Source organism: Nannocystis pusilla, from assembly GCF_026626665.1.
In the GTDB taxonomy this organism is placed as follows: Bacteria; Myxococcota_A; Polyangia; order Nannocystales; family Nannocystaceae; genus Nannocystis; species Nannocystis pusilla.
The window spans coordinates 9,141,821-9,154,912 of record NZ_JAPNKE010000002.1 but is presented as its reverse complement, the minus strand read 5'-3'; the positions used below and the strand labels follow the sequence as shown (position 1 = coordinate 9,154,912).

Annotated in this window: 11 protein-coding genes, 4 tRNA genes and 1 pseudogene; 9 read left to right on the top strand and 7 right to left on the bottom strand. The window is 70.4% G+C overall.

The window, feature by feature from the left end:
• The first annotated feature begins 27 nt into the window (after positions 1-27).
• The 4 genes from OV079_RS40450 to OV079_RS40435 all read left to right on the top strand — a co-directional run bounded on the left by OV079_RS40450 (position 28) and on the right by OV079_RS40435 (position 547).
• Positions 28-100: transfer RNA gene (locus OV079_RS40450), tRNA-Arg, on the top strand.
• Positions 101-120: 20 nt separating this feature from the next.
• Positions 121-192: transfer RNA gene (locus OV079_RS40445), tRNA-Trp, on the top strand.
• 107 nt (positions 193-299) lie between these two features.
• A tRNA-Val gene (locus tag OV079_RS40440) sits at positions 300-371 on the top strand.
• Between the two features lie 103 nt (positions 372-474).
• Positions 475-547: transfer RNA gene (locus OV079_RS40435), tRNA-Pro, on the top strand.
• Positions 548-810: 263 nt separating this feature from the next.
• Here the strand turns inward: OV079_RS40435 and OV079_RS40430 are convergent.
• Complete coding sequence (locus OV079_RS40430) at positions 811-1,206, bottom strand: cupin domain-containing protein (protein WP_267775027.1); 396 nt, start codon at positions 1,204-1,206, stop codon at positions 811-813.
• A gap of 112 nt (positions 1,207-1,318) precedes the next feature.
• Positions 1,319-1,744, bottom strand: coding sequence for an MBL fold metallo-hydrolase (locus tag OV079_RS40425; protein WP_267778761.1), 426 nt, complete (start codon positions 1,742-1,744; stop codon positions 1,319-1,321).
• Between OV079_RS40425 and OV079_RS40420 the strand changes: the two genes are divergently transcribed.
• Complete coding sequence (locus tag OV079_RS40420) at positions 1,740-2,033, top strand: hypothetical protein (protein ID WP_267775025.1); 294 nt, start codon at positions 1,740-1,742, stop codon at positions 2,031-2,033. The two genes, OV079_RS40425 and OV079_RS40420, sit on opposite strands and share 5 nt — an antisense overlap.
• 145 nt (positions 2,034-2,178) lie before the next feature.
• On the opposite strand, the gene OV079_RS40415 is transcribed toward OV079_RS40420, so the two are convergent.
• Positions 2,179-3,012: an alpha/beta fold hydrolase gene (locus OV079_RS40415; RefSeq protein ID WP_267775024.1), complete on the bottom strand. Its 834-nt coding sequence runs from the start codon at positions 3,010-3,012 to the stop codon at positions 2,179-2,181.
• 6 nt (positions 3,013-3,018) lie between these two features.
• On the bottom strand, positions 3,019-4,494 hold the full coding sequence (locus OV079_RS40410; RefSeq protein WP_267775023.1) for a catalase: 1,476 nt from the start codon (positions 4,492-4,494) through the stop codon (positions 3,019-3,021).
• A 479-nt stretch (positions 4,495-4,973) separates the two neighbouring features.
• Between OV079_RS40410 and OV079_RS40405 the strand changes: the two genes are divergently transcribed.
• A complete protein-coding gene (locus OV079_RS40405) occupies positions 4,974-5,795 on the top strand; it encodes an alpha/beta hydrolase (protein ID WP_267775022.1) in 822 nt (273 codons plus the stop codon).
• Positions 5,796-5,881: 86 nt separating this feature from the next.
• On the opposite strand, the gene OV079_RS40400 is transcribed toward OV079_RS40405, so the two are convergent.
• Complete coding sequence (locus OV079_RS40400; RefSeq protein ID WP_267775021.1) at positions 5,882-7,147, bottom strand: DUF4215 domain-containing protein; 1,266 nt, start codon at positions 7,145-7,147, stop codon at positions 5,882-5,884.
• Between the two features lie 145 nt (positions 7,148-7,292).
• On the opposite strand from OV079_RS40400, the gene OV079_RS40395 reads away from it, so the two are divergent.
• Positions 7,293-7,766, top strand: coding sequence for an ExbD/TolR family protein (locus OV079_RS40395; protein ID WP_267775020.1), 474 nt, complete (start codon positions 7,293-7,295; stop codon positions 7,764-7,766).
• 11 nt (positions 7,767-7,777) lie between these two features.
• Here the strand turns inward: OV079_RS40395 and omp85 are convergent, their stop codons facing one another.
• A complete protein-coding gene (gene omp85 / locus OV079_RS40390; RefSeq protein WP_267775018.1) occupies positions 7,778-9,136 on the bottom strand; it encodes an Omp85 family outer membrane protein in 1,359 nt (452 codons plus the stop codon).
• 57 nt (positions 9,137-9,193) lie between these two features.
• On the opposite strand from omp85, the gene OV079_RS40385 reads away from it, so the two are divergent.
• Complete coding sequence (locus tag OV079_RS40385; protein WP_267775017.1) at positions 9,194-10,519, top strand: MFS transporter; 1,326 nt, start codon at positions 9,194-9,196, stop codon at positions 10,517-10,519.
• Between the two features lie 2 nt (positions 10,520-10,521).
• Positions 10,522-11,970: a pyridoxal phosphate-dependent decarboxylase family protein gene (locus OV079_RS40380; RefSeq protein WP_267775016.1), complete on the top strand. Its 1,449-nt coding sequence runs from the start codon at positions 10,522-10,524 to the stop codon at positions 11,968-11,970.
• Here OV079_RS40380 and OV079_RS40375 read toward each other — a convergent pair.
• Positions 11,967-13,074, bottom strand: a pseudogene (locus OV079_RS40375) (TauD/TfdA family dioxygenase). The gene OV079_RS40380 and the pseudogene OV079_RS40375 overlap by 4 nt on opposite strands.
• Positions 13,075-13,092 lie beyond the last annotated feature (18 nt).

The following is a 13,092-nucleotide window of genomic DNA, read 5'->3' as shown; positions in this document are numbered from 1 at the left end:
GGGTGCGACCCCCGGCGGGGCTGCCAGGCTCGCGTAGCTCAGCTGGATGAGCATTGGTCTTCTAAACCAAGGGACGCAGGTTCGACTCCTGCCGCGAGTGCTTCGTCGAGGCATCATTGTAGGGGAGAGGTGTTGACGGTGACATGCGGGACTCCAAATCCTGCGAACCGGGTTCGAGTCCCGGCTCCCCTGTTGGTCTAAAGCTCGTGAGAAGAGCGGTGCTCTGTGACAGCACAGGTGAGGGGGCGGAACCCTCTAGCCCACCCGCGCGCCTCGACGCGCGCCATCCTCTCTGGCATGCCCGCGTAGCTCAACGGGAGAGCGGCGTTCTTACACATCGCAGGTCGGGGGCTCGACACCCTCCGCGGGCACTTTTATCGGGAAGAAGCAGCAACCTGGCCCTGTAGTTCAACGGCAGAATCCGCGCCCTCGACGCGGAGACCGGAGATCGTCACTCCGCAGGGTCATTTCATACGAGGTGAAGGCTTGTGGGTAAGCCGCATGCTCGGGGAGCATGAGATTGTGCGTTCGACTCGCACCACCTCGATTTCTTTCGCAAGCAGACAGTACGTCATCGGAGACGGATCGCGGAGTGCGAGGCGTGTTTCGGGAACACGTAGGCGGGGTGCGACACCCCGGTCTCCGACCAACTCTCTCCCGGGTCGCGGGGTGCTGCCGCGGCTCGGGTCTTTTTACCGCGTCAGTGGACGGTGCCACACCTCGTCTGATAAGCGAGCCCTTCGGAGTTCAACTCTCCGGGCGCGGACTTCGACTTCTCTTCCTCTTCCACGGTTCTCGCCCCTGCCGGCGTCACCGTTCCGGCGGCTCGTCGTCACGCGCCGGCGCGGGCTTCGGCTCGGAGGCAGCCGGTGTCGCCTTGACGATCAGGTAGCGCAGCGGGGCGTCGGCTCGCTCGTTGCGCAGCTCGAGCGTCGAGCGGAACGGCAAGAACACCACCGTACCGGGACCGAACGGCTGCGCGCGGCCGTCGACCGTGGCCTCGCCACAGCCGGTCAGGCCGACGACGATCTCCGAGTCGCGCTGCTGGACGTGACGCCCGACGTGGCCCCCCGCCTCCAGCACGCACGAGAGCACCGACGTGAACGGCGCCGCGGGTTGCCCGGCGAGCAGGTCCCAGACGAGCACCTCGCCGTGACCACCGAACATCGCCTGGCGACGCGAGGGAGGGCCGTGACCGATCTGCATCGCCAAAGCGTACCACGACCCGCGCGGGGCGGTGGACGGTTCCGCGCGCCTCGCTACCCCTCCCCGCCGCGGACCCCGAACGCCGCGTCGGGTGCATCCATTCCCGCTATGATCATAGCGTGAGCGTCGCGCCGAGCTCGAGGAAGCGCGCGCGCTCCTCCAGACCCGCGGCCGCGAACGCGCTGCGCAGGTCGGTCTCGGGCTGCTGGAAGTGAGCCCAGCCGGAGCGGTGGATCGGCAGGATCGTCTTCGCATCGAGCAGGCGGCAGGCGGCGATCGCCTCGGCTGCGTCGAAGGTGAAGCGAGCGTGGCGGAACCCCAGCGCGTGCGGGAAGCCGACCGCGCCGCAGTGGGCCACCGCGAGGTCGACCGGTCGCTCGCGGCGGAGCTCGGTCAGCCTCGCCGCGAGGCCCGGGAACATCACGGTGTCCCCCGAGATCCACACGCGCGGTCCGTCGTCGACGTCGACGACGAAGCCGGTGACCTCGTGGACCTGCGGCGCGTAGCGGGGGCCGTGGCGGGCGACGATCGCGGTGATCGTCAGCGGACCGACGCGGGTGCGGGCGTCGGGCGCGAGGCCGACCGCGCGCGCCGAGCCCGAGGCCGCGGCCGGGACCGTCGTGCTTCGCCAGCGGCTTTGCCAGTCGGCGCGCGCTCGGGACCGTGGTGATCACCTGCGCCACGCGGGCCTCGTCGGCCACCAGGGCGCGACCGGCGAGGTCGAGGTTGTCGGCGTGGTGATCGTGGCTGAGCAGCACCGCGTCGAAGCGGCCGAGCGACGCCGGGTCCGCCGGCGTCTCGTAGCGCTTCTCGCTGGCGAACCATGAGCGCGGCGTACACCACAGGCCGAAGTCGTAGGTGCTGCCGATCGCGTCGAACACCGGGTCGGTCAGGAGCCGCGTCTCGCCGACGCGGATCGCCAGCGTCGCGGTGCCGAGGTACGTCAGCTCCATCGCGCGGCTCCTGGCGGACTCACGACGCCGCGCGGCTCTGCAAGAACGCCAGCAGGTCGGCGTTGACGCGGTCCTTCTGGGTCGTCGGCAGGCCGTGGTCGCCGCCCGCGTAGACCTTGAGCTGCGAGCCCTTGACCAGCTTGTGGGCCGCCTGCGCGCTCGCGCCGAACGGCACGATCTGGTCGTCGTCACCGTGGATGAACAGCGTCGGCACGTCGACCTTCTTCAGGTCCTCGGTGAAGTCGGTCTCGGAGAACGCCTTGATGCAATCGAGCGCGTTCTTGAGGCCGGCCTGCATGCCCTGCAGCCAGAAGCTGTCGCGCACGCCGTCCGACAGCTTGCCGCCGGGGCGATTGGCGCCGTAGAACGCCGTCGGCAGGTCTTTGAAGAACTGCGAGCGGTCGGCCTTGACCGCGGCGCGGATGCCGTCGAACGCGTCGATCGGCAGGCCGCCCGGGTTGGCCTCGGTCTTCAGCATCAGCGGCGGCACCGCGCCGACGAGCACGAGCTGGGCGACTCGCATCGTGCCGTGGCGGCCGATGTAGCGGGTGACCTCGCCGCCGCCGGTCGAGTGGCCGATCAACGTCGCCTGCTTTAGATCGAGGTGCTCGATCAGCTGCGCCAGATCGTCGGCGTAGGTGTCCATCTCGTTGCCGTCGTACGGCTGGCTCGAGCGGCCGTGGCCGCGGCGGTCGTGGGCGATGCAGCGGAAGCCGTGCGCGGCGAGGAACACCATCTGGTCCTCCCACGCGTCGGCCGTCAGCGGCCAGCCGTGGCTGAACACCACCGGGCGACCCGTGCCCCAATCCTTGTAGTAGATCTGCGTTCCATCCTTGACGGTGATCGTGGCCATGACGGTTCAATCCTTTCTGTCGTTCGCCGGCGGCGCGGCGTCGGTTTGGTCGATGCCCAGCGCGCGCGCCACCCCGGCGCCGTAGGCGGGATCGGCCTTCGTGCAGTTGGCGACGTGTCGCCGCTGCACCTCGAGCGAGGCGCCGCCGAGCGAGCGGCCGGTGTTGGCGAACAGCGCCTGCTGCTGCGCCGGGGTCATCAGGCGGAACAGGTTGCCGGGCTGCTCCCAGTGGTCCTCGTCGACGCGGTGGTCCCAGTGCGCGACGTCGCCGGAGGCCGCGAGCGTCGGCTCGCCGGCGCCGGGGTTGTCATCCCATTCGCCGCGGCGGTTGGGCCAGTAATGCTTGGTCGCGCCGAGGTTTCCGTCGACCCGCATCGCGCCGTCGCGGTGGAAGCTGTGGAATGGGCATCTGGGGGCGTTGACGGGGATCTGGTTGAAGTTGACGCCGAGGCGGTAGCGCTGCGCGTCGCCGTACGAGAAGAGGCGCGCTTGCAGCATCTTGTCGGGCGAGAAGCCGACCCCGGGGACGATGTTGGCCGGCGAGAACGCGGCCTGCTCGACCTCGGCGAACACGTTGTCGGGGTTGCGGTTCAGCTCGAGCACGCCGACCTCGATCAGCGGATAGTCGCCGTGCGGCCACACCTTGGTGAGGTCGAACGGGTTGTGCCTGTGCGTGCGCGCCTGCGCCTCGGTCATGACCTGAATGCAGAACTTCCAGCGCGGGAAGCGGCCGGCCTCGAGGCTCTCGAACAGGTCGCGCTGGTGGCTCTCGCGGTCCTTGCCGATGACCGCCTCCGACTCGGCGTCGGTCAGGTTCTCGATGCCCTGCTGGCTGACGAAGTGGAACTTGACCCACACGCGCTCGCCCGCGGCGTTGAGCAGGCTGAAGGTGTGGCTGCCGAAGCCGTGCATCGTGCGATAGCTGCGGGGGATGCCGCGCTCGCTCATCACGATCGTCACCTGGTGGAGCGCCTCGGGCAGCCCGCTCCAGAAGTCCCAGTTGTTGTCGGCGTCGCGCATGCCGGTCCGCGGGTCGCGCTTGACCGCGTGATTGAGGTCGGGGAAGCGCAGCGGGTCGCGGAAGAAGAACACCGGCGTGTTGTTGCCGACGATGTCCCAGTTGCCCTCTTCGGTGTAGAACTTGACGGCGAAGCCGCGGATGTCACGCTCGGCGTCGGCGGCCCCGCGCTCCCCGGCGACCGTCGAGAAGCGCACGAACACCGGCGTCTGCTTGCCGACCTCGGCGAACAACTTGGCCCGGCTGTAGCGGGTGATGTCATGCGTCACCGTGAAGGTGCCGTACGCGCCCGAGCCCTTGGCGTGCATGCGCCGCTCGGGGATCACCTCGCGGTCGAAATGCGCGAGCTTCTCGATCAGCCAGATGTCTTGCAGCAGCGCCGGCCCGCGCGGACCCGCCGTTTGAATGTTGACATTGTCGACCACGGGCGCGCCCGTCGCGTGCGTCGATTTGGGCTTGGACATCGGACCCCCGATGTATCGCAGCCATGCCCGCGACAGAAAAACCCGACCAAGGTCGGGTGCCTGCGCCCGCCGCATTCGCGGGCTCGTGGCGCGACCGATCGCTCGGACCTCGGTGGCGAGGCGTCGAGGTCGTCGCGCGGCGACCCCTCGTCTTCGAACGTGGCGATGCCCCACGCGTCGCCGTGCGCCCGCGCCAGCCGACGCTCGCCGTCACCGTCATCGACACGAATGTCACTGGCATGCCCGCGCAGAGTGAGACTCATGGAACCCCTCGGAGCTCGACCCGTAACGGTCCCCGGAAGCAACTTTCCGGAGGTCCTGCGCCGGCGTACGGTCGATTCGCGGCACCCGACCTTGGTCGGGTTTTCCCGGCCCGCGAACGCGGCGATACGGGTACGGCTCCCATGCCTGCGCAGCAGCTCCTGCCACGCTGACGCTCGGCGATGCGTGAGTCGCCCTCATTCACAAGGAACGTCGAGATGAAGCAAGAGAAGTTCGCAGCCAACGACGGCACCCAGCTGCACCTGCGCTCGTGGCAACCCGCGAACGCGCGCGCGGTCGTGGTGGTCGTGCACGGGTTCAAGGCCCACGGCGGCCTTTACGAGTGGGCCGGCGGCCAGCTCGCCGAGCAGGGGTTCGCCGTCTACGCGCTCGATCTGCGCGGGCACGGGGTGTCGGAGGGCGACCGGCTCGAGGTCGGCAAGTTCGGCGACTACGTCGGCGACGTCCACACTCTGGTCAAGCTCGCCAAGGCGCGCAACCCCGGCCTCCAGGTGTTCTTGCTCGGCCACAGCGCCGGCGGCGTGGTCTCCAGCGTCTACGCCCTCGAGCACCAGAGCGAGCTCGCGGGCTTCATCTGCGAGAGCTTCGCCCACGAGGTGCCCGCGCCCGACTTCGTGCTCGCGGTGCTCAAGGGCCTGAGCCACATCACCCCGCACGCCCACGTGCTCAAGCTCGAGGACGAGGCCTTCTCGCGCGACCCCGCGGTGGTCGAGGCGATGAAGAACGACCCGCTGATCGAGCGCAAGGGCTACCCGGCGTACACCGTCGCCGAGATGGTCCGCGCCGACGAGCGGCTCAAGCGCGAGTTCCCGCTGATCACCCTGCCGGTGCTCATCCTCCACGGCACCGAGGATCGCGTGACCCTGCCGCGCGGCAGCCAGCGCTTCTTCGACACCACCGGCTCGCAAGACAAGACGCTCAAGCTGTACGAGGGCCACTACCACGACCTGCTCGCCGACTACGGCAAGGAGACCGTGCTGGCCGACATCGTCGCGTGGATCGTCGCGCGCGTCCGCTGAGCCGAAGATGAACCCGGGCGCGGCAGGCTGGCCGCGCCCGGGCGCCTGCGAGTCGCCCCGGCCACGCGAGCCAGGACGAGCTCGCCTCAATAATCATAGCAGTCGTTCGGCCCGAGCACGAGGCGGCGGACCTGGTCGCCGTCGTGGCCGCCGCAGGCGCCGGTGTACTCGCCGCCGAGGTGATACCAGCTGGCGTTACAGCCGCTCATCGTGAACACCTGCGTCGACACCCAGCCGGTGCCGTCGAGGCTGCAGGTGCTGTCGGCGGGGGCGTGGCTGCAGCCGGCCCACAGCAATTTCTGGGCGTTGGCGGCCGCGAGGGTGGTGGCGAGCGCGCTGTCGCTCGACCACACCCACTTCGGGGTCGAGCAGTTCACCGGCATCCACTTGGGGTTGGACGCACACACGTTCGCCTCGACCGTGCAGGTGGCGCTACAGCCGTCGTTGCCGACGACGTTGCCGTCGTCGCACGCCTCGACCCCGGCCTGCACCTTGCCGTCGCCGCAGCTGGCCTCCTCGCAATTCGGCAGACAGGCGTCGGTGTCGATCGCGTTGCCGTCGTCGCACGCCTCGCCCGCCTGAACGATCGAATCGCCGCACTTCGGCAGCTTGCACGCGTTCGTACACAGGTCGGGGTCGATCGCGTTGCCGTCATCGCACTCCTCGATCCCGGCCTGCACCTTGCCGTCGCCGCAGCTGGCTTTCTTGCAGGTCGACAGGCAGGCATCGGTGTCGACCGCGTTGCCGTCGTCGCACTCCTCGCCTTCCTGGGGAAGGCCGTCGCCGCACGTCACCGCCGCGCACGCCGACGTGCAGGCGTCGGTGTCGTCGGCGTTGCCGTCGTCGCACGCCTCGCCGGGGCCGACGATCCCGTCGCCGCACTTGGCCGCCGTGCATGCGTTGGTGCAGTCGTCGCCGTCCTCGCCGTTGCCGTCGTCGCATTCCTCCCCGGGCTGCGGCACGCCGTCGCCGCACTTGGCCGCCGTGCATGCGTTGGTGCAGTCGTCGCCGTCCTCGCCGTTACCGTCGTCGCACTCCTCGCCGTCGTCGACCTCGCCGTCGCCGCACACGCCGGGCGCGCTGGTGGACGTGTCGGTGACCGCCGAGGTCGTCGTCGACGTCTCCTCGCCGGTCGTCGTGCTCGATGTGCTCGACGTGCTCGTCGTGCCCGTCGTCGATGTCGGCGTATCGGTCGTCGGGGTGTCCGACGTCGCCGGATTCGTCGTCGTCGTCGCCGTCGTATCCGACGTACTCGTCTGCTCGATCGACCCGCTCGAGCCGCCGACCCCGTCGTCGCTACAGCCCGCCAGCAACAACAATATCGCGCCCCCTGACCCGTTCCTCGTCTTCATCGCGGCATCGTCGTCGCCGTGGGCGAGGCGGACAAGCCCTGCGTTTTGCCACGGTCGCGCGCAATGGCGCCGACGAGGCTCCCGAAGTTCGCCCCCCGCACCCTCCGCGCAACAGGACCTCGGCATATGTGCGATGCTCGCGGCGATGCCTCGCCCGCGCGTCCTGCTCCTCGGCCTCGGCCTCCCGCTCCTCGCCTGCGACTCCAGGGCCCTCGAGGCGCAGACGACCCGCGTCCAGGCCTTGGAGGACCGGGTGCATCGCCTCGAGGCGGAGACCGCGGTCCTGACCGCGCGCATGAAGTCCCTCGACGAGGAGCGGCTCCGCCTCGAGCAGATCGCCAAGCTCCCGTCGCTGCCGCCGGCCAGCGCCGGCGCGCCGCCGGCCAGCGCCGTCGTCGAGGTCAAGGCCGACGGCCTTCGCGTCGGCGACGAGGTCGTCGATCTCGACCGCTTCGAAGCCCTGCTGCGCGAGCGCGTCGGTGCCACGCCCGGCCTCGCGCTCCACGTCAAGGCCGACGCGAGCGTCGAGTACGCCCGCGTCATCGAGGTCATGGACCGGGCCAAGGCCGCGGGCGTGGCCAAGATCGCCATGGTCGCCGACCCCGCCCTGAAGCCCTGAGCACCTGTCCTTCAGAACACGTGGCCGACGTCGACGTAGAAGCCCTGCGTCTTGTCGGTCGGCGAGTAGGCGCCGTCGAAGCGGACCAGGAAGGTCTCGCCCCAGCGCACGCGCAGGCCGCCGCCGGTGCCGAGCTTGAAGCTGCCGCCGTCGATGCCGACGCCGCCGAGCTCGGTCCGCCCGAAGTCGGCCCAGATCCGCGCAGCGTCGAGGAACGCCACCGCGCCGACGGCGAAGTGGTTGTTCTTGATCGTGAACTTCCAGAACATGCTGCGGATCTCGAGGTTCTGGATCAGCTTGATCTTGCCGGCGTAGCGCTGGCGCGGGACCCCGCGCAGCGACCAGCCGCCGCCCGGGCCGTCGCGGGGCATCAGCGCGCCGAAGCGCGTCAGCTCGTAGAACGGGGCGTCGCCGGCGATCACGTCGGCGACCCCGCGGATCGCAAACGACAGGTACTCGCCGATGAAGGCCTTGTACCACGCGCTGTTGATGCTGAACGCGGCGTAGCGCAGGTCCTGCTGGACCCCGGGCGAGGCGCGGACCGTCAGCTCGGTGAAGGTGCCGCGGGTCGGCGTGTACTCGTGGTCGCGGGTGTCGAACAGCGCGCCGGCGCTGAGGACCACGAGCGCGTGTGGATCTGTCCCCTGGAGCAGGTTGCCGAGCGCCTCGCCGTCGGGCGTGCCCGAGGCCTCGAGGGCGATGTCCTGCTCGAGCAAGCTGCCGGGGTACGGGCGGACGATGTTGTAGGTGGTGTTGAGCCCGACCAATGCCTCGATGCGGCGGCGCTGCAGCACCGTCGAGCGGTCCCACACCTTGATGCGGGCGTTGAACAGCAGCAGCGGATAGATGTGATCGAAGCGGTGGTAGCGACGCGCCGCCTGATACGCCATCAGGTCCTGGTCGGGGTCGATGCCCTCCCACGGCTCGGTGGCCGCCGAGTCGTTGCCGAACCCGTAATAGCCGGTGTTGGCGAACTTGCGGAAGCCGACGCGCGCGGTGATCCGCAGGCGGTCGCCGGCGAGCCCGGGGAAGTCCATGTTGAGGTAGTCGTCGTGGAACGGCACCTCGATGCCCCTGCCCGGGGCGCGCTTGGCGTTGGCCGACAGCAATAACTCCAGGCGCCAGCGGTACGGGCGATAGCCGGGCGAGAAGCGGGCCACGCTGGCGATGAGGCCGAAGCCGAGCCCGAGGTCGCTGTCGTAGCTGAGGGCCGGCAGCGCGCCGACCTCGATGCGCTCCGGCTTCGGCGGGCCCTTCGGCTTCTTCGGCTTTTTGATCTTCTCCTTGCGGGCCTCGGCCGCCGGCGCGTGCGTCAGCGCCGAGACGACGACGAACACCGCCAGCAGCGCGGGCAGCCGGCTGCGGCACAATGCATATATGCCCGAAAAGACAGGTGACGCGCGGGCCCGCTGTGGTAAGGTCGGCGCGTGTCGAGCTCGCCCTTGAAGCGCCCCCTGCTCCTGGCCTACGCCGCGGGCTCGATCGGCTCGGGCCTGTTCAGCACCGTGCCCGGCCTGCTGCTGCTGTTCTACCTCACCGACACGCTCGGCGTGGCCGCCAGCCTCGCCGGCCTGGCGATCTTGCTGCCGCGGATCTGGGACATCGCCACCGACCCGCTCGTCGGCGCTTGGTCCGACCGCACGCGCTCGCGCTGGGGCCGGCGCCGGCCGTTCCTGCTGGCCGGCGCGCTGCTGCTGCCGCCGGGCTTCATCGCCCTGTTCTCGGCCCCGGTCGGCGACCCGTCGCTGAGCTTCGCGTGGGTGCTGCTGGCCTTCATCTGGGCCACCGGCGCCTTCACGCTGTTCCAGATCCCCTACGCCTCGATGCCGGCCGAGATGACGGCCGATTACCACGAACGCACGCGGGTCGTCGCCCATCGCATGGCCTTCCTGCCGATCGGCATCCTCGCCGGCGGCGCGCTGGCGCCGATGCTGATCAAGGCCAACAGCGGCGGCCCGGCCGGCTACCGGGTCATGGCGGTGACTCTGGCGATCATCGCCGCGGTCGCCATGCTGGTCGCGTTCTTCGGCACCCGCGACGCGCCGCAGCTGCCCGCGCCGGTCGAGACGACCGGCCTGCGCGAGCAGATCCGCGTGGCCCTGTCGCACCGGCCGTACCGCCGGCTGCTGGTCGGCTTCGCCGTGCAGAACATCGGCATCGGCGCCATCCTGGCCGCGGTGCCGTACTTCTGCCACTACACGCTGCGCGGCGGCGAAGAGGCGGTCACGGTGCTGTTCGTGTCGCTGGTCGGTCCGGCGATCGTCGCCATGCCGCTGTGGATGGCGGTTTCGCGGCGGTTCGGCAAGCGCGTCGGCTACATCGCCGCGGTCCTGGTGTTCGCCATATTCGCGCTCAGCCTGCTCGTCGGCGCCGAGGGCCGGCTGGCGCTGGTGGCCGCCCAGGTCGGGCTGCTCGGGGTCGGCTTCGCTGGCCTGCAGGTGTTCCCGTTCGCCATGCTGCCCGACCTCATCGACGACGACGCGGCCGTCACGGGCCAGCGCCGCGAGGGCATCTTCACCGGCCTGTGGTTCGTCGGCGAGAAGGGCGGCCTGACCCTCGGGGCATGGCTCGTGAGCCAGGTGCTCGCCGCGACCGGGTTCGTCGAGCGGCGCGCCGGCGAGCTCGTGAGCCAGCCCGAAGCGGCGCTCGTCGGCGTGCTCGTGGCCACCGCGGTGGTCCCGGCGGCGTGCGCCGTTCTCAGTCTCCCCTTGCTGTTTCACCACGTCGAATCTGCCAGGAACCGAGCGACCTGACCATGAAGCTGCCCGAGACCGGATGGACCCGCGACCAGATCTTCACCGCCCTCGCCGAATTGCGTGCGGGTGATTTGCCCACCGAAGGCGGAGCCGCCTTCGCCTACGTCTACGACTCGGGCGAGCGCGCCGCGAGCGAGCTGGCGGCCGAGGCGTACCGCATGTACCTCGGCAGCAACGGCCTCGACCCGACGGCCTTCCCCAGCCTGCTGCGGCTCGAGAACGAGGTCGTCGGCTTCGCAGCGCAGCACCTCGGCGGCGGGCCGGAGGCGGCCGGCTCGTTCACCAGCGGCGGCACCGAGAGCCTGATGCTCGCGGTCAAGACCGCGCGCGAGTGGGCCCGCGTGCACCGGCCGAACATCACGAAGCCGGAGATCGTCGTGCCGGCGACCGCCCACGCGGCGCTGCACAAGGCGGCGCACTACCTCGACGTCACGCTGGTGCCCACCGCGATCGACCCGGTCAGCTTCCGCGCCGACGTGGCCGCGATCGCGGCCGCCATCACGCCGAACACGATCCTCCTCACCGCCTCGGCCTCGAGCTACGCCCACGGCGTGGTCGACCCGATCGCCGAGATCGGCCAGCTGGCGCTGCAGCACGAGCTGCTGTTCCACGTCGACGGCTGCATCGGCGGGTTCCTCCTGCCGTACTTCCGCCGCCTCGGCGCCAGCGTGCCGGCGTTCGACCTCTCGGTCCCCGGGGTCACCTCGGTGTCGATGGATTTTCACAAGTACGCGTACGCACCCAAGGGCGCGTCGGTGATCGTGTACCGCGACAAGGCGCTGCGCCGGCACCAGATGTACGCGTGCGCCGGCTGGACCGGCTACACGGTGGTAAACCCCACGGTGCAGAGCACCAAGTCGGGCGGGCCGCTGGCGGCCGCGTGGACCTTGCTGCGCGCCGTCGGCGATCAGGGCTACCTGGACCTGGCCCGAAGGACACTCGAGGCCACGCGCGCGATCGTCGGCGCCCTGCGGGAGATCGACGGCCTGCGCGTGCTCGGCGAGCCGGAGATGAGCCTGGTCGCCTTCACCGGCGCGCGCCCCGACTTCCCGCTGTTCGCCCTGGCCGACGCGATGAAGCTGCGCGGCTGGCTGATCCAGCCGCAGTTCTCCGGCTTCGGCTCGCCGGCCAACCTGCACCTGACGATCAGCGCCGCCCACCTCGCGGTCAAGGACCGCTTCCTCGCCGACCTGCGCGCGGCGGTCGCCGAGGTCCAGAGCAATCCGCCCGACCCGGGCCTCGCCATGCTGCTGCAGGCCGCCGCCGCGCTGGACTTTTCGAACATGTCCGAAGAGACATTCATGCAGGCGCTCGCGCTCGCCGGGGTCCAGGGCGGCCGCCTGCCCGACAAGATGGCGGCGATCAACGGTTTGCTCGACGCCCTGCCGCCGCAGGCCCGCGAGGCCGCGATCATCGCGTTCGTCAACGACCTCTACACGCATGCCTAGGTCGCGCCGGTGGGGTCGGCGGGATCGACGGGATCGAAGTAGACGCCCCGCAGCCAGCGCGGGCCGGTGAAGCCGGTCCGCGCGTGCAGCGTGCGGTGGTTGTCGTAGACCAGCCAGTCGCCCGGCTGCAGCCCGACCAGCACGTGGTGCCGCGGGTCGCGGACCAAGCGGATGAAGCGGTCGTGCGCGCGGTAGAACTCGCCCATCTGCGAAAACGGCAGGCGGTGCGGCGCGAGCGTGAAGTAGGAGCAGCGGACCAGGAAGTCGCGGTCGCCGCGGCGGGCGACGATCGGCGACTCGACCACGCGGGCGAAGTTCTGCTGCTTGCGATCGAAGCGGACCGGCACCGTGGCCAGCAGGTCGGCCGCGCGGGCGTCGTGGGCCTCGAGGTGGCGGAACGCCGCGCGCGTCGGCCAGCAGGTTGTCGCCGCCCTGTTCGGCCGCGCGGATGCACTGCAGCACCTGGTAGCGCGGCGGGCGGTCGAGGAACGGCTGGTCGGTGTGGAGGTGGATCGGCGCGTCGGTGTAGCCGAGCTGGTCGGTGTTCTGGTTGGTGGTGTTGTCGGTGCGCAGGTCCTCGATGCGCCCGAAGTGAGTCGCCACCGCGCGCAGCCCCGCGGCCTCGAAGGCGGTCACGATCGCCTCGGTCTGCGCCTCGGGTGAGCGGCTGTCCGAAGGGTCACGTCGCACGACGGCCGCGCCGTGCTCGCGCACGCGGGCCAGCGCCGCGGCGATCTGGCGCCCCAGCGGGAGGTCGACCGCGGACACCTCGATCGCCGCGAGGTCGGCCGCGGGCGCCGGCACGTCGACGCGGTCGCGGGCGTAGGCGTGGGTGTCGAGCCACGCCAGCGGGTACAGGCTCTCGTGACCGTCGGGCTCCCACACCACGAACAGCGCGTCGCCGGCCAGCGACGCCACCCGCGGCCGCACGTCGTCGGGCAGCTCCGACGAGCAGCGCGTCCGCTCGCGCGTGAGCGGGTGCCGCTCGCGGTCGCAGTTGTGGCGCAGCCACCGATAATGAAAATCCGCCGTGTGCCCGCCGCCCAGCGGCACGCGCAACCAGTCGCCGTGGAGCTCGACCGCGTCCCGGAGTGCGTCTGTCATGCTGAAACGAGTTTCAGC

Coding starts and splice junctions, on each gene's coding strand:
- OV079_RS40380 (WP_267775016.1), top strand. CDS start 10,522: ATGAAGCTGCCCGAGACCGGATGGACCCGCGACCAGATCTTCACCGCC.
- OV079_RS40430 (WP_267775027.1), bottom strand. CDS start 1,206: ATGCAGATCGGTCACGGCCCTCCCTCGCGTCGCCAGGCGATGTTCGGT.
- OV079_RS40400 (WP_267775021.1), bottom strand. CDS start 7,147: ATGAAGACGAGGAACGGGTCAGGGGGCGCGATATTGTTGTTGCTGGCG.
- OV079_RS40405 (WP_267775022.1), top strand. CDS start 4,974: ATGAAGCAAGAGAAGTTCGCAGCCAACGACGGCACCCAGCTGCACCTG.
- OV079_RS40415 (WP_267775024.1), bottom strand. CDS start 3,012: ATGGCCACGATCACCGTCAAGGATGGAACGCAGATCTACTACAAGGAT.
- OV079_RS40410 (WP_267775023.1), bottom strand. CDS start 4,494: ATGTCCAAGCCCAAATCGACGCACGCGACGGGCGCGCCCGTGGTCGAC.
- OV079_RS40395 (WP_267775020.1), top strand. CDS start 7,293: ATGCCTCGCCCGCGCGTCCTGCTCCTCGGCCTCGGCCTCCCGCTCCTC.